This is a genomic window from Pseudomonas sp. B26(2017), from assembly GCF_002113045.1.
In the GTDB taxonomy this organism is placed as follows: Bacteria; Pseudomonadota; Gammaproteobacteria; order Pseudomonadales; family Pseudomonadaceae; genus Aquipseudomonas.
In genome coordinates, this window is sequence record NZ_NEJJ01000016.1 from 17,107 (window position 1) to 34,158 (window position 17,052).

Annotated in this window: 23 protein-coding genes; 13 read left to right on the plus strand and 10 right to left on the minus strand. The window is 59.8% G+C overall.

The annotated features are described in order from the left end of the window. Window positions 1-86 precede the first annotated feature (86 nt). The 4 genes from CAF79_RS22010 (at window position 87) to CAF79_RS22025 (ending at window position 3,627) form a co-directional block, all read left to right on the plus strand. Window positions 87-2,024 (plus strand): TonB-dependent siderophore receptor, encoded by a 1,938-nt coding sequence (locus tag CAF79_RS22010; protein ID WP_085700414.1) that lies wholly within the window; start codon window positions 87-89, stop codon window positions 2,022-2,024. Then, window positions 2,024-2,383, plus strand: a complete 360-nt coding sequence (locus tag CAF79_RS22015) for a ferredoxin (RefSeq protein WP_085700279.1) — start codon at window positions 2,024-2,026, stop codon at window positions 2,381-2,383. Before CAF79_RS22010 ends, CAF79_RS22015 begins: the two co-directional genes overlap by 1 nt. Further along, window positions 2,380-3,306, plus strand: coding sequence for an ABC transporter substrate-binding protein (locus CAF79_RS22020; RefSeq protein ID WP_085700280.1), 927 nt, complete (start codon window positions 2,380-2,382; stop codon window positions 3,304-3,306). Before CAF79_RS22015 ends, CAF79_RS22020 begins: the two co-directional genes overlap by 4 nt. Before the next feature lie 99 nt (window positions 3,307-3,405). Continuing rightward, window positions 3,406-3,627: a hypothetical protein gene (locus CAF79_RS22025; RefSeq protein ID WP_085700281.1), complete on the plus strand. Its 222-nt coding sequence runs from the start codon at window positions 3,406-3,408 to the stop codon at window positions 3,625-3,627. 56 nt (window positions 3,628-3,683) lie between these two features. Here the strand turns inward: CAF79_RS22025 and CAF79_RS22030 are convergent, their stop codons facing one another. Together CAF79_RS22030 and CAF79_RS22035 are read right to left on the minus strand one after the other, a co-directional pair. Further along, window positions 3,684-4,094, minus strand: a complete 411-nt coding sequence (locus CAF79_RS22030; RefSeq protein WP_085700282.1) for a hypothetical protein — start codon at window positions 4,092-4,094, stop codon at window positions 3,684-3,686. A 36-nt stretch (window positions 4,095-4,130) separates the two neighbouring features. Beyond that, on the minus strand, window positions 4,131-4,433 hold the full coding sequence (locus tag CAF79_RS22035; protein ID WP_085700283.1) for a hypothetical protein: 303 nt from the start codon (window positions 4,431-4,433) through the stop codon (window positions 4,131-4,133). A 155-nt stretch (window positions 4,434-4,588) separates the two neighbouring features. Here CAF79_RS22035 and CAF79_RS22040 point away from each other — a divergent pair, with 155 nt between their 5' ends. Next, a complete protein-coding gene (locus tag CAF79_RS22040) occupies window positions 4,589-4,918 on the plus strand; it encodes a hypothetical protein (RefSeq protein ID WP_085700284.1) in 330 nt (109 codons plus the stop codon). Window positions 4,919-4,951: 33 nt separating this feature from the next. Here the strand turns inward: CAF79_RS22040 and CAF79_RS22045 are convergent, their stop codons facing one another. Next, entirely contained in the window at window positions 4,952-5,398 is a 447-nt protein-coding gene (locus CAF79_RS22045; protein ID WP_085700285.1) for an anti-virulence regulator CigR family protein, read from the minus strand. Window positions 5,399-5,641: 243 nt separating this feature from the next. Here CAF79_RS22045 and CAF79_RS22050 point away from each other — a divergent pair, with 243 nt between their 5' ends. Next, window positions 5,642-6,334 carry a phytanoyl-CoA dioxygenase family protein gene (locus CAF79_RS22050; protein WP_085700286.1) on the plus strand — a complete coding sequence of 231 codons (693 nt, stop codon included), beginning with the start codon at window positions 5,642-5,644 and terminating at the stop codon, window positions 6,332-6,334. Window positions 6,335-6,390: 56 nt separating this feature from the next. After that, entirely contained in the window at window positions 6,391-7,308 is a 918-nt protein-coding gene (locus CAF79_RS22055) for a helix-turn-helix domain-containing GNAT family N-acetyltransferase (protein WP_085700287.1), read from the plus strand. 171 nt (window positions 7,309-7,479) lie between these two features. Here CAF79_RS22055 and CAF79_RS22060 read toward each other — a convergent pair whose 3' ends face one another. Both CAF79_RS22060 and CAF79_RS22065 read right to left on the minus strand, forming a co-directional pair. After that, window positions 7,480-7,719 (minus strand): hypothetical protein, encoded by a 240-nt coding sequence (locus CAF79_RS22060; protein WP_085700288.1) that lies wholly within the window; start codon window positions 7,717-7,719, stop codon window positions 7,480-7,482. A gap of 105 nt (window positions 7,720-7,824) precedes the next feature. Continuing rightward, entirely contained in the window at window positions 7,825-8,055 is a 231-nt protein-coding gene (locus tag CAF79_RS22065) for a hypothetical protein (protein ID WP_085700289.1), read from the minus strand. A 207-nt stretch (window positions 8,056-8,262) separates the two neighbouring features. Here CAF79_RS22065 and CAF79_RS22070 point away from each other — a divergent pair, with 207 nt between their 5' ends. The 6 genes from CAF79_RS22070 to CAF79_RS22095 all read left to right on the plus strand — a co-directional run bounded on the left by CAF79_RS22070 (window position 8,263) and on the right by CAF79_RS22095 (window position 13,982). Then, window positions 8,263-9,087, plus strand: coding sequence for a DUF1206 domain-containing protein (locus CAF79_RS22070; RefSeq protein ID WP_085700290.1), 825 nt, complete (start codon window positions 8,263-8,265; stop codon window positions 9,085-9,087). 129 nt (window positions 9,088-9,216) lie between these two features. Beyond that, the gene (locus CAF79_RS22075) at window positions 9,217-9,837 is read left to right on the plus strand and encodes a LysE family translocator (RefSeq protein WP_085700291.1); all 621 of its coding nucleotides are present in this window, start codon (window positions 9,217-9,219) and stop codon (window positions 9,835-9,837) included. Window positions 9,838-9,954: 117 nt separating this feature from the next. Then, window positions 9,955-10,302, plus strand: coding sequence for a metalloregulator ArsR/SmtB family transcription factor (locus CAF79_RS22080; protein ID WP_085700292.1), 348 nt, complete (start codon window positions 9,955-9,957; stop codon window positions 10,300-10,302). A gap of 9 nt (window positions 10,303-10,311) precedes the next feature. Continuing rightward, window positions 10,312-10,782 (plus strand): arsenate reductase ArsC, encoded by a 471-nt coding sequence (locus tag CAF79_RS22085; RefSeq protein ID WP_085700293.1) that lies wholly within the window; start codon window positions 10,312-10,314, stop codon window positions 10,780-10,782. 11 nt (window positions 10,783-10,793) lie between these two features. Further along, window positions 10,794-11,483, plus strand: coding sequence for an arsenical resistance protein ArsH (gene arsH, locus CAF79_RS22090; protein WP_085700294.1), 690 nt, complete (start codon window positions 10,794-10,796; stop codon window positions 11,481-11,483). Between the two features lie 114 nt (window positions 11,484-11,597). Continuing rightward, window positions 11,598-13,982 (plus strand): DUF3772 domain-containing protein, encoded by a 2,385-nt coding sequence (locus CAF79_RS22095; RefSeq protein ID WP_085700295.1) that lies wholly within the window; start codon window positions 11,598-11,600, stop codon window positions 13,980-13,982. 28 nt (window positions 13,983-14,010) lie between these two features. Here the strand turns inward: CAF79_RS22095 and CAF79_RS22100 are convergent, their stop codons facing one another. The 5 genes from CAF79_RS22100 to CAF79_RS22120 all read right to left on the minus strand — a co-directional run bounded on the left by CAF79_RS22100 (window position 14,011) and on the right by CAF79_RS22120 (window position 16,956). Further along, the gene (locus CAF79_RS22100; RefSeq protein WP_085700296.1) at window positions 14,011-14,175 is read right to left on the minus strand and encodes a DUF2986 domain-containing protein; all 165 of its coding nucleotides are present in this window, start codon (window positions 14,173-14,175) and stop codon (window positions 14,011-14,013) included. A 114-nt stretch (window positions 14,176-14,289) separates the two neighbouring features. Further along, a complete protein-coding gene (locus tag CAF79_RS22105; RefSeq protein ID WP_085700297.1) occupies window positions 14,290-14,754 on the minus strand; it encodes a nuclear transport factor 2 family protein in 465 nt (154 codons plus the stop codon). A gap of 67 nt (window positions 14,755-14,821) precedes the next feature. Beyond that, entirely contained in the window at window positions 14,822-15,799 is a 978-nt protein-coding gene (locus CAF79_RS22110) for a trans-acting enoyl reductase family protein (RefSeq protein WP_085700298.1), read from the minus strand. After that, window positions 15,796-16,197, minus strand: a complete 402-nt coding sequence (locus CAF79_RS22115) for a VOC family protein (protein ID WP_085700299.1) — start codon at window positions 16,195-16,197, stop codon at window positions 15,796-15,798. The genes CAF79_RS22110 and CAF79_RS22115 overlap by 4 nt, the downstream gene beginning before the upstream one ends. A 15-nt stretch (window positions 16,198-16,212) precedes the next feature. Beyond that, a complete protein-coding gene (locus CAF79_RS22120) occupies window positions 16,213-16,956 on the minus strand; it encodes an SDR family NAD(P)-dependent oxidoreductase (protein WP_085700300.1) in 744 nt (247 codons plus the stop codon). Window positions 16,957-17,052 lie beyond the last annotated feature (96 nt).

A 17,052-nucleotide genomic window follows, 5' to 3' on the forward strand; every position in this document is an offset into this window, starting at 1 on the left:
TGCGGTGGGCGGGCATGGGCCGGTGTCGGCGTGTGCGCGATGCCTTCTCCTGCATGCTCTTCTGCGAAGATCCTTTCGAGAAGACGATGATCAAACCTTTCAACACTCCGGCTCCATCCCTGTTGTTCGGCTGTCTGTTCAGCCCCCTGTTGCTGGCGGATGACACGCCGCTCGAACTCCATCAGCAAATCGTTTCCGCGCCGTCCGTGGAGTCCACCACGGTGGCCGACATGGCGCAGTTCGGCAGCAAGGTCGAGATTGTCACCCGTGAGCAGATTGAGCGCGCGGGCCCTAGCGCCGATGTCAGCCGCGTGATGCAGATGTTCATTCCCGGTCTGTACGTCGCGCCGAAAAACGGCCCGTTCGACTACGGCACTTATTCCCTGCTGGGCGGGCGCAACGACGACACGCTGATCCTGCTCGACGGCGTGCGTCTGAACAATCGCCTGTACGGCGGTTTGTACCTCGACACTTTGCCGGCCAATGCCATCGAACGCATCGAAGTGCTGAAGGGTGGGCAAAGCCTGTTGTTCGGTACGCAAGCGGTGTCGGGCGTGATCAACATCGTCACCCGCAGCCCGCACAGTCGCAAAGCCTCCGGTGAAGTGAACATGGGCCTGGACACCTTCGGCGGCACCACCGGTGATGCGCGGGCCGAGAACATTTTCAGCAACGGTTTTGGCGATTTGGGCTTGCTGGCCTATGTCAGCCATAACGTCTCGGACGGCTATCAGCCGTTTCGTAATCGCGACCTGAAAAACGTCTCCGAAAAGAAACGCGCCTATGAAGTCACAACGTTCGGCGGCAAGGCGATTCAGTCCTTCGGCGATGACAAACGACTGGAGCTGTTCTACCAATACGCCGACGCCAACCTCGATTTCGCCCGCCCGGTGGACAACCACAAGACCACCAACGACCGCGTCCAGCAGATCGCCACGGCGACCTTCGAACAGACTCTCAACGAGCGCCTGAGCTACTTCATCAAAGGTCATATCAACGACTGGGACACCCGCTACACGCGCATCAACAACACCGCCAATGGCGGCACCCGAACCATCAATCACAACGACTACTGGGGCTTCACTGACTGGGGCGTGCAGGCCGAAGGCAAGGCGCAATTGCCCGGCGGGCACGTACTGGTGTTCGGCACGGACAACCAGTGGTTCAAAGGTCAGGACGATGTGCTGATCATCGACAACGACAAGGCCGAAGCCCATGCGCTGTATACCCAATTGCGCCCGCAGATTGACGCCCTGCCCGACTGGCACCCGAGCATCGGCATTCGTCACGAAGCCATGGGCGGTGGCGACAGCGCCACGGTCGGCATGCTCACTTCGCTGTATGACCTGAACGAAAACTGGGCCCTGCGCGGCCAGTACGGCACGGCCTACAAACTGCCGAACGCCGAGCAATTGTTCGTCAACGAGCCCGGTGATGAGTTGGGCAACCGTAATCTGAAACCGGAGAAAAGCCGCAACGCCGAACTCGGTCTGGATTACAAAGGCCTGCTGCTCGACCGCGAGTTCAGCGCCAGCGTCACCCTGTTCAAACGCAAGATCGATGACCTGATCACCCTCGACGACATCCAGTGGGTCAACGGCCAGGGCCGGGTGCAGATGCGCGGTTTCGAGGCGGACACCAGACTGGCGCTCAACGAGCAATGGAGCCTGCAGGCCGACATGACCCGCAACCTCACCGAGTCGCGCTCGGGAGTAACGCTGAACGATGTGCCAAGCTTTTTCGCCCGCTCACGCATTGGCTACGAGTCGGTCGACCGGATGTGGGGCGCCGGCGGTGCGATCCGCTATATCCGCGACGTGATCAGCTCGAAACAGATCGAATACGGCCATTATTCGGTGGTGGACGCCGATGCTTATCGCTATCTCGACGGCGCCCATCAGCATCGCCTGAGTCTGTTGGTGGAGAACCTGTTCGACCGTGACTACGTCACCAGTCGCTCGAACAACGTCGACAACCTCGGGCGGCCGTTCACCTCCGAAGTCCGCTACACGTACCGCTTCTGATGACTGACATCATCACTACCGACGGCGTTGATTCGCATCCGGACTGGTCGCAGGTGCCCGAGCATGCGCGCCATGTGTTCCTTTGCACCGGCCCGCGCTGCACCCAGCGCGGCGCCTTGCAGTTATGGAAAACCCTGCGCCGGCACCTGCTGGCGCATGACCGCATAGAAACGCCGGGCGGCGTTCTGCTGACCCGCACCCATTGTCAGTTCCCGTGCAATCTGGGGCCGATTGTGACGGTGTATCCGGAGATGTGCTGGTACGGCGTGCGCAGTCACGCGGATGCCCAACGACTGGTCGAGGGGCATCTGGTGGGCGGTGAAGTGGTCGAGGATTTGTTGATCAGGGCGCGCTCATGAGAAGACTCTTTTTTTTTAGCGCCCTGCTCTGCGCGTGCCCGGTCTGGGGCGACAGTTACCGCAACTGCGGCGAGACCTGGAACGCGCCGGCCGCGCCACCGTCGCGGATCGTCGCCCTCAATCAGCACGCCGCCGATCTGGTGCTGGCATTGGGTGCAGGCCCGGCGCTGGCGGGCGTCGCCTATCTGGACGACACCGGCGCACCGCAGTCCGAATATTTCGGCGTGCCGGTCATTGCGCCCCGCTACCCCTCGAGCGAAGTGTTGTACGCGCAGAAGCCGGATCTGGTGATCGGCGGGTTCGCCTCGGCCTTCGGCAACGGCGTGACGTCACGCAGCGGGCTGGGGCGCAACGGTGTGGCGTCCTATCTGCTGGAGTCAGCGTGCAACGGGCATTCGCTGGACTACTTCGAACACATCCGCAACGACCTCTCGACCCTTGGCGCGCTGCTGCACAAGCAGCCGCGTGCGCGCGAGCTGAGCGATAAGCTGGACGCCGATCTGAACCGTGCGAAAGCACTGGCCGGCTCGGACGAACCGCTCTCGGTGTTCTATCTGGACAGTGAGGTCAACGGCCTCGACAGCGAGGGTCGACGGGGTTTCGTCACCCCGCTGCTGGCTGCTGCCGGCGCGCGAAATCTGTTCGCCGATATCAACCAGTACCGGGTAACCGTGAGCCGCGAAACCCTGCTCGCCAGCGATCCGGACGTGATCCTGCTGGCCGACGCGCAATGGTCGCCGGCCAGTCGCAAGCGTCACTTGCTCGGGCAGGATCCGGTGTTGTCGACCCTGCGGGCGGTACGCGAGAAAAGGATGATCGACATTCCCTTCACTCATCTGCTGCCCACGGTGGACAGCGGTCGTGTGGCCCTGGATTTGGCGCAGCAGTTCAAAGCAATTCGGGCGACCGAGACCGATCATTGACGGCATCAATAACAACCATTAATTCAATGAAGTTCTCATATCGAGTCCAAAGCGTAGGATCTGCTCCACACCAACCCACTGCACACGGAGTACAGAACCATGAAACGCCAGACCCTCCTTGGTATCGCCTTCTCGCTCTTCGCCCTGAATGCTTTTGCAGCGACTGAAACCGACCCGCTGTTCAGCGATGCGGTTGCCTCAGCGACTCAGACCGATCCGCTGTTTAGTGACGCCGTCGCCGCGACCGAAACAGATCCGCTGTTCAGTGATGCGGTTGCCGAAGGGGGTTCTGACCGTCTGATCGAACGTCGTAACGTCTGAATGCAAGGTTCTACCGCAGTACTCGACAAAAGCCCGGCCTTATCCGCCGGGCTTTTTCATGCCTGATGGATAGCTGTCGCCGCCGTCGAGGAGCCAACTTCACGCAAGATCCGTTCGATGTCCGGTCTCGTCCACTTCTCCCACGGGCACTCGTCTTTTGTATCGCCGCGATGCCAGTATTCTCCGGCATCAAATGCAAGGTAGATGGAAAAGGCTGGCTCAGGCATGTCGGCATGCATAGACAAATCAACGATATCGCTGAATAGAATATTCATGACGTGATCGCAGTCATGAAAGTCCCACGCGCCTTCACTGAAAAACCTGGCCATCGCCAGGGCGAGCTGATTCAGAAGATCGCGCAAATCGAGCTGCAAGCGAACGCATATACCGTTCAAGTCCATCTCGGGATCTTTGACCAAATCGCCCAATACGCCATGCAGCTCCGCGCTGCTTAAAAATCTGCTCATTGCGGAGTTCGACCGGGTTCAGGGTTCACACTTACTTCATTCATAAAACTTTCCAGCGAACAGAATCGCTGCACAGCGCTGCCATACATTCGATTGAGCACTATCGGCCAAAGGAGATCGGTTGCTGGCATGCGCCCATGCAGCTGCCGCATCGAGAAACGCATCAACTGTTCCGTTTTCCCATTCTTGGCTATCAGATCGATCTATCGATGAGGGAGCGTTATGTTCCAACAAGCGCTCACTGGCAAAATCAGCCCCCAGCGCCTCGACAAATCGAATGAACGACTCCTCATCTCTGACAAGCGCTAACAATTCATCAAGATCGACAGGCGTGGGCATAGGTTTTCCGGATAGGGCTTTTCAAGTGAATGCATGCTGCGACAGGGAAACGCGAACGGTCAACTCTACGTCGGACGTTACGGCACAGTTCCTCCGGCATAAAGGTCTGCACTTTTGCTACGCTGGCGCGCCGCTTGCCCAAGGACCTATGGCACATGGAAATTGACCCGCACTTCATTCTTCATGAAACCGAGCACTGGATCGTCAACCACCATCTGGCCAGTGCACTTCCCGGCTATTTGATGCTGGGGACCAAAGTCCAAACCAACTCACTGGCCGAGCTGTCGACCGAGGCATTGGCGGAGCTTGGAGGGCTGATCGCAAGAACCCAGCAGATCTATGCCGAAAATCCCCTGTCATCGACCGATGGCACAGAACTGACGCTGTTCGTTTGGCGAGAATTTGGTGAGAATCCCACACCGCCGGCGATTCAGGGGTGCTCTGTTGAGGAGGTGATTGAAGAACTGCGCAGTGCTTTCAAGTGATCAGTTCATCGAGTCGCCCGCTGCGCTGATGACTCAATCGAAGGCGCCATTGAGCACCTCATAAATCAGCCCGGTGGCCAGTGCGACCAGGATCAGATCGGTGCCGACCTGCTGCCATTCGTAGCCGTCGTAGTGCGGCAGCCTGCCGACCAGTCGACCATCAAGCTTCTTCGCAATACCGGGCGGCAGCGGTTTGCCGCGGGCCAGGTTTTTCTGGATGCCGGGCGGCAACGCCGGGCCCGGCGTCCAGTAGCCGCGATAGCCGTCCACGACGCCGATCACCCCGGCGTGGTCGATACTCGGTCCATGCCCCTGATAGCCGCCCCCGCCTTTTTTCCCCTGATTGCCATGATCCTGGCTGTTATGCGGATTGCCTTTGCCCTGTCCCTTTCCGTTGCCAGGATCGGCCAGCGCTGTCAGCGAACTGCTCAGCACTGCAATACAGGTCGTGGTCGCAATCAATGTGCGTAAACCGGACATCGGTCGTTCCTTGAATGGACGGGTGTCTGTGGATTCTAGTCAGTTTTTTTACAGGCATGCTGAGACGGCCCTGTCATCGGGGTTCTGGGACGACTTTCAGCCGAAGGGGGGCAGATTTCAGCTTCATATCCTTGGGCAAATCCGACGCCGTGGCACTGCCGGGAGAAATTCGCCATCGAATAGCCTTCATTGATTGAGGCTTTTGTCTACGCTCTGCGTTAGCCAACCAAACCGAGGACATCTGTGGCTGACCGCGAGCAACTCCATCGAAACGGTTACGTGCTGCTGCGCCAGGCAATTGCGCCAACATGGCTGGACACTCTGCGTGCAGTCTTCGATGCAGGCGTGAAACCTTCCGGTGAATGGCCCGTGCCCCGTGGCATCGACTGGCGCCATTCGCAGCTGGACACTGACGCCACCGTTCAGGCCGTATGCCGATTGCCACCCTTGCTGGCGGTGGTCGGCGAGTTGATCGGCGAGCGCTTCTTCCTCTCTCAGGTCGAGGGCCGCGAACCGCTTATCCATGGTGGCCACCAGCAGTTGCACCGCGACTTGTCGGCGCAACGCCCCGGCGACACCGTCAATGCGCTGGTGTACCTCGACGCTTACGGCCCGGAAAACGGTGCAACCCGCATCGTTCCCGGTAGCCACCGCTCTGCCATGAGCGACCTTCCGTTCAACTTCACGGACGAATCCCGATCCGTACAGCTGACGGGTAGCGCGGGCGATATCCTGATCTTCGATGCCGACCTGATCCACGCCGGCAGCCTGAACGCCAGTGGCGCACGCCGTCGCACCCTGTTGATCACCTTTTTTTCCGAATCGCTCTACGCCACACACCTGGAAACGGTGAACCTCAGAAACATACGAATGGACACGTCTGAGCGGCTCGATCCGACGGACTTTGCGTTCGCGATTGCGGGATCATTCATTTGACTTGATTGCCTGAGGCAACTATATAGTTGCCTCAGGCAAACAAATGAGCGTCCACCATGTCCACGATCACCGACCGCGCCGACATCGTCCGGCAGTTCAACCGCTTCTACACCCATCAGATCGGCGTGTTGCAGGAACACTTGCTGCAGAGCGAGTACTCGCTCACCGAGTTGCGCATCCTCTACGAACTCGCGTCCCAGGGCGATCTGACCAGCACCGACCTGCGCCAGATGCTCGGCCTCGACGCGGGCTACATGAGCCGGCTCATCAGCGGTTTCGACAAAAAAGGCCTGATCCAGAAGGTCCCCTCCGCCACCGACGCCCGCGCCAGTCAGTTACACATCACCGACCTCGGCCGCGAGATCCTCGCGCCGCTGGAGCAAGCCTCGCGGCAAGAAGTCATCACTCTGCTCGAACGCCTGTCCGAACCTCAGCAACTGCAATTGATCGCATCGATGAAGCAGATCCAGACGCTACTTGAGGGCGGCCAGTCAATGACCTACCTGCTGCGCGATCCGCAACCCGGTGACATGGGGCTGGTGGTGCATCAGCAAACCGCGATCTACAGCCGAGAATACGGCTGGAATTCGGAGTTCGAAGCGCTGGTGTCAGAAGTCGTCGCCAAGTACCTGCGCGAATTCAACCCCACGGTCGAGCGCTGCTGGATCGCGGAGAAGGACGGCAAGGTGGTGGGTTCGGTATTCGTCATCCGCCACGACCAAACCACCGCGAAACTGCGCATGCTCTACGTGGATGCCAGTGCGCGGGGTTTGGGGATCGGTAATCGCCTGGTCGAGGAATGCCTGCGGTTCGCCCGGGATGTCGGCTACAAAAAGATGATTCTGTGGACCACCAGCAATCTGGTGGATGCCCGCCGGTTGTATCAGCGGGCGGGGTTTGAGCTGGTCGAGGAAGAGCCGATTCACAGCTTCGGCAAGGATTTGGTGAGCCAGACGTGGGCGATTGAGTTGTGAAGCTTGGGCCCGCAGTGAGTTGACGTAGTCAACGCTGACCGAAGCTGCTGTGGCAGCGATCGGCCAGAGTACACGTCGCCGATGGTGGCCAGATCCAATTTCCAGACGCTCGATGGCAGGACGCTGTGTTCGGCGTCGGTATGAACATCGGCTCAGCCGGCGCAGATCGCCCTACTCGCCTTGGGCACCCACCACGTCGATTCGAGTGATTCCGACCAGACCCGCCTGCTCGATTATCTCGTCGGGTGTGGAGTCTGCATCAGGCATGATCAGGCTGTTCTCGCCATCCCCGAAATGTAACTGCAACAAGTGCATGGCCGCGTCCTGAATGGGTAATTCAGGCTGCTTCAGTTCAAGCTGATGGGTACGGGGCTGGTCGTTGAACAGGTACGTGATCGTGTAATTGCGCATGGATGACTCCCTCAGAATAGTAATCGGCACCTATCCTGACTGAGTGGTCAGCTTATAGTTCAAGTAAATGCGGTTCATGAATTTCGATCCAGTCACCTGTTCTGATCAGCCTCGCGACAAGGACTTCAGACGCTCCACCAGAGCGGCCTCGAAAATGATGTACAACCTCTCGGCATCGCCGACACGCAAAGCTCCGCCGGTTTCCAGTCCCAGCACGAATCCATCCGCCCGCGCCCCAGCCTTGACAGCAATGATCATCGAATCTGCCCGGACAATCTGCGCCAGCAGTCGATCCGCTTCACGCTGAATCTTCTCGCCCAACACTACGCCTTCCACATCCCCACCCAAATTCCTTTAATTCGACATCCAATAAACGACGCCGATAACCGATGAAACCCAAATGATGGGTCAGGATCGCTCAACCCGCAACAACAGCACACATTGCCCTTGGGACCACAGGTTGCCCGGTGATCTACGACGTGTAATAGAACCCCCTCCAGAAAGGACGGTCTGCTCTTTCATGACCTCTCGCAAGGAACTCCAATGTCCGCGCAGCGCAATCTGGTAATACTCGCCCGGGGTGGATACGCCTCTCGCGGAGTGCTCTATTTGATCATCGGTATATTCGCGTTAATGGCAGCCCATGACTCAACAAAACCGAAAGACAGTCACAAGAGCCTTGAGGCTTTGCTGAGCCAACCGTTCGGCTATTTTCTGGTGGGCGTTGTGGTGGCGGGTCTGCTTGCATTTTCGGCCTGGCGTGTCCTGCAAGCCGTACGCGATGTCGATCATCACGGCACGCAATTCAAGGGTCTGGTGATTCGTGCAGGCCTGTTTGCAGGAGGTTTGGTCAACGGTGCTCTAGCGTTTTTTGCGTTGGGCCTGCTCGTGAGCGGCACCCGAAATTCGAGCCATTCAGGCGAGCAGACCAAAGATTGGCTGGCGCACCTTCTGTCGTGGGAACACTCGAATTTATTGTTGTATCTGATCGCTCTCATACCACTGGGCGTTGGCGTTGCTCACATCATCAAGGGATGGAAGGCCTCGTTCGAGAAGTATTTTGAGGCCGACGAAGAGGTCATGCGCTATGTCCGTCCGGTGTCACAATTCGGCCTGATCGCCCGCGGAGTCGTGTTTATGGAAATTGCTTTGCTGCTGGCAGTGAGCGGTTCCGCTTATCAAGCCATGGACCCACCTGGCATGAAGGAAGCGCTGGACGCACTCCAGAATCTACCCGCCGGATGGCTCGTCTTGATGGTGATGGCCCTGGGGCTGATTGCCTTCTCGGTTTACAGTTTCTCTGAAGCGTGTTGGCGCAAGATAAATATGGATGTGCCAGGCGTTTCCAAAGCAAAAGCCCGGCATTGAGGTAAGCCATGCGCACCGTTCATATTGCTAAGATGCAACCGGCCGCATCCATCCGCGCCTGACTTTTCGGCTGGATCCCCCGCCTGAAACCGCTACCGTTCCCCATCCGGAACAAGGAACCCAAGCGCAATGTCCATCGCCGACAACCTCCTCGCCTTCACCCTCGCCGCCACGCTGCTGACGCTGACACCCGGCCTCGACACCGCGCTGGTGCTGCGCACCGCCACCGTCGAAGGCAAGCAACAGGCCTTGCGCGCAGCGTTGGGTATCAACGCCGGTTGCCTGTTGTGGGGCGCGGCGGTGGCGTTTGGGTTGGGGGCGTTGATTGCGGTGTCGGAGCTGGCCTACAACCTGTTGAAGTATTGCGGCGCAGCGTATCTGGCGTGGCTGGGGTTGAACATGCTGCTGCGCCCTCGCCGTTCGCTGGCACCGGCCGAGGCCGACGGCAAGCCGGGGGCGAACTGGTTTTTCAAGGGCATGCTGGGGAATGTGCTGAATCCGAAGATCGGGATTTTCTACGTGTCGTTTCTGCCACAGTTCATTGCGCAAGGTCAGCCGCTGGTACCGTGGACGTTCGGGCTGGTGAGCATTCATGTGGTGCTCGGGCTGATCTGGTCGCTGGTGTTGATTGGCGCGACGCAGCCGCTGTCCGGGTTTCTGCGCCGTGAGAAAGTGATTCGCTGGATGGATCGCACCACCGGGGTGATTTTCGTGTTGTTTGCCGCGCGGTTGGCGTTCAGCAAGCGTTGAAGTGCCCACGCTAAACAAACCTTCGGTCGAGACCTGCCACTACACCAAAATCAAGGCTTGCCCATCACATATGGATATCCGTATATTCGGCCAACCATATGTATTCAAGGCGTCGCCATGCTCAACCCCGCCTCCGTTTTCAAATGCCTCGCCGACGAAACCCGCGCCCGGGCCACGCTGCTGATCACCCGAGAAGGTGAGTTGTGTGTCTGCGAACTGGTCTGCGCGCTGGACGACAGTCAGCCGAAAATCTCCCGCCATCTCGCACAACTGCGCACCTGCGGTTTGTTGCTGGATCGCCGTCAGGGCCAGTGGGTTTACTACCGGCTCAACCCCGACCTGCCGACATGGATTCGCACGCTGCTTGAAACCACACTCGCCGCCAATAGCGCCTGGCTGGAAGAAAACAGTGCGCGGCTGGCTGCCATGGGCGACCGTCCGCTCAATACATCCGCCTGCTGCTGAGGATCAATCATGCGCGTTCTATTCATGTGCACCGCCAACAGCTGCCGCAGCATTCTGTCGGAGGCAATGTTCAACCACCTGGCGCCGGCCGGTTTCGAAGCCGTCAGCGCCGGCAGTTTCCCCAAGGGCCAGGTGCTGCCGCGCAGTCTGACTACGTTGCAGGCAGCCGGCATTTCCATCGCCGGGCTGAGCAGCAAGGGCAACGAGGCCTTCGAAGACAATCCGCCGGACATCGTCATCACCGTGTGCGACAAGGCCGCCGGTGAAGCCTGTCCGGTGTACTTCGGCCCGGCCCTGAAAGCCCATTGGGGGCTGGAAGATCCGTCGGACGTGCGCGGTGATGAGCGCACCATCGACGCTGCTTTCCGCGCCACCCTCGCCCGAATCGAAACCCGCTGCCGGGCCTTCCTCGCCCTGCCCTTCGCCCAACTTGACCGTGATGCCCTCAAGCGCGAGCTCGACCGCATCAGCACGCTGTAACCGGAGCCGACATGACCGACCTGCCCAACCTCGATCCCTCACTGGTCCAGAAAACCACTCGTGACGAAGGCGCCCACAAGCCGCGCATCCTGTTGCTGTACGGCTCGACTCGCCCGCGCTCCTTCAGCCGTTTGCTGGTCGAAGAAGCCGCCCGCCTGCTGGAGCACTTCGGTGCCGAGACGCGAATATTCAACCCTTCGGGCCTGCCGCTGCCGGACTATGCGCCGGGCGATCACCCGAAAGTCCAGGAACTGCTCGAACTGATGCAATGGTCGGAAGGCCAGGTCTGGTGCTCGCCGGAACGTCACGGCGCGATGTCGGCGGTGTTCAAGGCGCAGATCGACTGGGTGCCGCTGGCACTTGGCGCGGTGCGTCCGACCCAAGGGAAGACCCTCGCGGTGATGCAGGTCTGCGGCGGTTCGCAATCCTTCAACGTGGTCAATCAACTGCGCGTGCTGGGCCGCTGGATGCGCATGTTCACCATCCCCAATCAGTCGTCGGTGCCCAAGGCTTATCTGGAATTCGATGAAAGCAACCGCATGAAGCCTTCGGCGCTGTACGACCGGGTGGTGGACGTGATGGAAGAGTTGGTGAAATTCACGCTGTTGCTGCGAGATCGCCCGGATCTGGTGGATCGCTACTCGGAGCGCAAGGAATCGGCGGAGGAATTGATGCAGCGGGTCAATCAGCGCTCGATCTGAACAACCGCAACACCGCGAACGGTGGCCCATCGCCCGGGTCACCGAAACTTTTGCGCGCCCTCCGATCCGATCACCTAACCTCAATGTTTGTGTGATCAACCGGAACCGGTTCCCATGCGCAATGCATTGAAGTCATTGATGTTAATCGCCTTGATCCTGTTCGGCTTGGGGGCGGTGGCGGCCGCCGAATTGCCTGGCACACCGGATGTCAGCACTGGCGCCCCGCTCCCCGGCGTCACGCAAAGCGATCTGCAAGCCCTTCAACTGCGCCTCGACGGCCTCAAGCAGCAGATCTCGTCCGCCAACAATTACAACCAGCTCGAAGGCCCGCAGGATCGGGTGCAGACGTTCATTCTGGACATCGATCGGCTGTCGGCCTCGCTGTTGCCGCAGCAGGCGCAACTGACCGTGCAATTGGGCGTGCTGGGTGCAGCCCCGACCGAAGCGGTGGCCGCTGAACAAGCTGATATCGCCGCGCAACGGGCGACATTGATCGAGCAGAAAACCAAAGTCGATACGGCGTTGAAGAACCTCGCCACCCTCAAGCAAAGCGCCACGGATCTGATCACGCAGATCGCCGGCATCCGCCGCACGCTGCTCGAAAGCGAACTGATGCTGAGCACCCACAGCATTCTGAATCCCGGTTTCTGGACGCCCCTTTTCAATCCTTCGCCAGATGACCGCCAGCGCCTGCGGGTTTTCGTCGAACAGGTACAACAGACCGGCGCCGAGGCGTGGCGACCCGGCCAGCGCTTTTACACCGCATTGCTGGTGATATTGGCGTTTATCGTCTGGACGTTTGGACGGCGGCTCGCTGACCGCTGGATGGCTTGGGTGTGCATTCACCGCATGCCGGAGGGTCGGCTGCGTCGCAGTTCGCTGGCGTTTGCCTCGGCGCTGGCAACACTTGCGACCACCGCCATCGCCCTGGAATTGTTGTACTACGCGTGCACCCGTCACGTGCCGTTGCCGCCGATGCTGGCGACGTTTTCCGATGAGTTCGAGAAAGTCGTTTACGCCTGCGTGTTGATCACAGGGCTCAGCCGTGCCTTGCTGTCCACCGAGCACCCGTCATGGCGGTTGCCGGCGGTGGCCGACGAGGTCGCAGACACGCTGCAGCCATTCGTGCCGATCCTCGCCGCGACGCTGCTGGTGCTGGTGACGTCGGTGCAGGTCAGTAACGCCTCTGGCATGAGCAGCCAGATCGTGCTCGCAGGCCGAGGCATCATTGCGCTGGTGGTGCTGGTCATCGTCACGACGTTGCTGATGCGCGTCGGCAGGGTGCGCAAAGTGTTGGCGGCGGCTGGCGATACGCAGGTAACGGGCAACACGTTTGCCGGGGTGATTTACACCGTGGCCACCCTGGCAATGGTGCTGTCGTTCGGCACCCTGCTGACCGGGTATGTGTCGCTCGCGCGGTTCATCACCTACGAACTGGTGTGGGCGTTTATCGTGTTTTCCGGGTTTTACCTGCTGATGCAGTTGCTCAAGGACAGCTGCGAGTACTTCTTTTCTCCCCGCCATTCCAGCGGCAAGGCGCTGAAAGAGCTGCTGGGTGTCGGTGATCGGCGTCTCGAACAGGCCTCGACCCTGCTGGCCGGTTTTGGTCGGGCTGCACTGTTGCTGTTGGCGGTGATCACGCTGTTTGTCGGCGGGATCGGCACCACCCTGGGCCAACTGGCCAACAACATCGGCACGATCCTCGGCGGCGCCGGCCTGCGCAAGCTGAACATCGTCCCCGGCCACTTGCTCAACGCCGTGCTGGCGCTGCTGATCGGCATCTATCTGATCCGCGCCCTGCGCCGCTGGCTCGACAACGAGTTTCTGCCCAAGACCGACATGGACCCGGGCATGTGCGCCTCGCTCAGCACGCTGTTTTCCAACATCGGTTATGCGGTGGTGATCCTGCTGACCCTGTCATCGCTGGGCGTGCAATGGACCAATCTGGCGTGGATCGTCAGCGCCCTGTCGGTGGGGATCGGTTTCGGCTTGCAGGAGATCGTGAAGAACTTCGTCTCCGGGCTGATCCTGCTCACCGAACGCCCGGTCAAGGTCGGCGACCTGATCAGCATCAGCGGCGTCGAGGGCGACATCCGCCGGATCAACGTGCGCGCCACCGAAATCCAGCTCAGCGACCGTTCGATCGTGATCGTGCCCAACTCGCAGCTTATCTCGCAGAACCTGCGCAACGTCACACTGGGTGGCAGCGCCCAGGGCGTGGCGACACTGGAGCTGATGTTTCCGCTGGATATCGACCCCGAACAGGTCAAAAGCCTGCTGCTCGACACCTACACCGAACACGAAACCATCCTCGATAAACCGGCACCGTTCGTGCGCTTCAGCAAGCTATCGCCCGATGGCATCACGTTGACCGTGACCGGCTACGTCGACAGTCCGAGGATTGTCGGCAAGACCAAGAGTGATCTGTTGTTCGAGACTCTCAAGCGGCTGGGGGCGGCGGGGATTGAGTTGGCCAAACCTGCACAGCCGGCTGGCTGAGGGGGAGCGCTGCGCTGTGACTGCCTGATCAGGACTCAGGTGTGTCGACTGCTTCGGGAGTGGCCTCGGCCGCCATTTTCAACCGATCAGCCTTGCTGATGTACTTCGGCTTGTTGCTCTTGGGTGCCAGTTTGGCGTTGGCCTTTCTGGATTTTTCCTTGAAAAGTTGCTGCAGTTTTTTCTGGCGATTCATGGTCATCTACCCGGCTGTAAAGGCTTGAATGATAACAGCTGAATCAGCCGGCGCAGAGGCAGGCGAAACCTCACGCTCAATCAAGCCTTCACGCTAACCGGCTCGCAAATCCGGTTAAACGCCGGAGAGCACCCCGGGGTCGCCCGTGCGCCACACATTGTCAACCGTGACGCTTTGAATCAGCCAGGCGTCGCCTGCCCGCACCAGTTTTACGTCGTAACGGTTTTTCATGAGGTAGTGCCGTGAGTGATCACTTTGCGGCACGTGCTGGGCTTCCACGAGTGCATCAACCTGCGCCCGATCGCCAACGACGCTGACTCGCGGATTGCTGACAGAGTGCGTTGTATCGATACCGGCAAGTGAACCTGAAAGCGACGCCAAGATGGTCTGACGCCCCTCCAGAACAGGGTATTCGAACCCGGCCTTTGCAGCGGCGGGCCGGAAGTCGGAAATCGCATCCTCGGTAAACGCCGACGCCAGTAATGCTTCGTCGCGCAGATCGATTCCAGCGGCAAACCGGTACAGCGTTTCAACCACCGCAAGTTTGTCTGCGGTGTCCTGCAACTGTGTGGATGACATACTTGAAGCCTTAGGTGAAGTGAGCTTGAGGATTTCGCCAGGCGCTAGGCCGAAGCGGACTCGCGTTTCAGAAATCAGTAACGGTTGTGCCTGCGATACTTTCGGCAAACCCGATGCCGAACACCCGGGCCGGCGTTTCAAAACCCGGCCGTCGCTCCCCGCTCAACACACGACGCGCGGCTTCGACAGCTGCGAGCGGCGTGTAGGTGTAGCCGTTGACGGTCTCGATCACCGAGCATGCAACGCTGCCGTTGGCGCCGCTGACTTCAGCCACCGCTCGGGCGCGATGTGCCTCGCGCTGTTCGACGCTTGGGCCGTCTGGCAGTTGCGCCAGATCGCCTTCCGGAAACGCGTCACCGCTGATGTGCACGAACATGGCGATATCGGGAATACCGGTGGAATGCCAGCCGGTCACAAGATCACCGAATGACAGGGGCGCACAGAGCACCGGCCCGTCACCAAAATCGAAGTGACGGGGCTGCGCGTCAGGCGCTGCGACCAGTTGTCCATCGACCCGAGCCAACAGGCCTGCACCAATGATTTCGCCGACACTCAGGGCCGAGCCGCGCGACATCGAGCCCGCGACCTGCAAGGCGATTTTCAATGAACGCGGTTGTGGCACCCGTTGAGCAACACGCATCGCCAGACAATCGGTCGGCACCACATCCCAGCCGACGCCGGGCAACAACATCACGTTCGCACTGGCTGCTTGAGCACCCAACTGCTCGGCACGCCGATAGACATTGATTTCCGCCGTGATGTCCAGATAGTCGACACCGGCCTGGATGCACGCCTGCATCAAGGCGTCTGCCGTCTGGGCGAACGGACCCGCGAAATTCAGCAGTACCGCGATACCCTCCAATGATTGAGCTGTCAGTTCATTGGGCTTGAACACCCGAAAAGGAACATCCAGTTGCGCAGCGAGCAACTCGAGCGTTTCGGCCGTGCGCCCAGCGATGACCAGGTCCAGCCCCAGTGCCTTGGCATGTTCGGCTGCCATGCGCCCGGTGTACCCGGTCGCGCCGTAGATCATCAGTGTGCTCATTGGCCGTGCTGCCATTTTTTGAAGACAAATTCGAGGCTGTAACCGTCCGGATCGAGGACATTGGCAGCGTAGTAATCGGGGTCGTAATGCAGACGTGCGCCTGGAGCGCCGTTATCGACAGCACCACTGTTGATCGCCGCCGCGTAAGCTGCGTCAACTTCGGCCTTGCTGTTGGCGACAAACCCGACGTGCACCGCCCGCCCTTCCACCACGCCTTCGCGCAACCAGAAAAACATCCGGCCATGGGCACCGAAACCTTTCAGATCCGGATGGCCGGGTGGGCCGTCCTTGCCGTCGTAATCAAGCCTGGCGGTAATGCCCAGCGGGGTCAGCGCGGCGGTGTAGAAATCAATGGAGCGCTCAATGTCGCTGACTGACAGAAAGATGTGATCAAGCATGGAGTTACCTCGCCTTCAAATGAAATAGCCGCCCGCGACTTCAATGGATTGGGCGTTGATCCAGCCGCCCTCCTCGGACAGCAACATGGCGATGACGCGCGCAACATCCTGCGGTTCGCCAACCCGGCCCAGAGCCGTTTGCGAGGCGAGCAATGCCTCGAATTCGTCGTTCAAACCACCGCCCAGCTCGGTTCGGATCGCTCCCGGCGAAACAGCGTTGGCCCGTATGCGCCGGTCCGCGAACTCCTTGGCCATGTAGCGGGTCAACACCTCCAGCCCGCCCTTGAACGCTGCATACGGCGCAACCCCGGCGGTAGCGACCCGGGTGGTGGCGCTGGTCAGGTTGACGATGCTGGCGCCCTCGCCCATCAGCGGCAACAAGGTTTGCGTGAGGAAAAACGGGCCTTTGAGATGAACGTTCAACAAACCGTCGAACTGCGCCTCGGTGACGGCTGCCAGCGGATTGAACAAGCCATGGCCCGCGTTGTTGACCAGTCCAGCCAGCGTAGCCACGCCCCAGAGGCTGTCGAGGTTATGTCGCACGGCCTCACGGAAACGGTCGAATTGACTGACATCCGCAACGTCCAGCTCAAGCGCCACGGCTGTGCCGCCCGACGTCTGAATCCGTTGCACAACAGCAGCGGCCGCATCGGCATTGCTCTTGTAGGTCAGGATGACGCCCATCCCGATGCGGGCACAGTGTTCGGCGGTACTTGCGCCAATGCCACGACTGCCACCGGTAATCACGATAACGCTCATGCGTTGCTCCAATGTCTCTGTGGTGAGTGACCACAGTAGCCATCGGCTTCGAGGTGAGCGCAGCCGTTCCTCTTCGAAACCTGCCTGTTTCTGCTT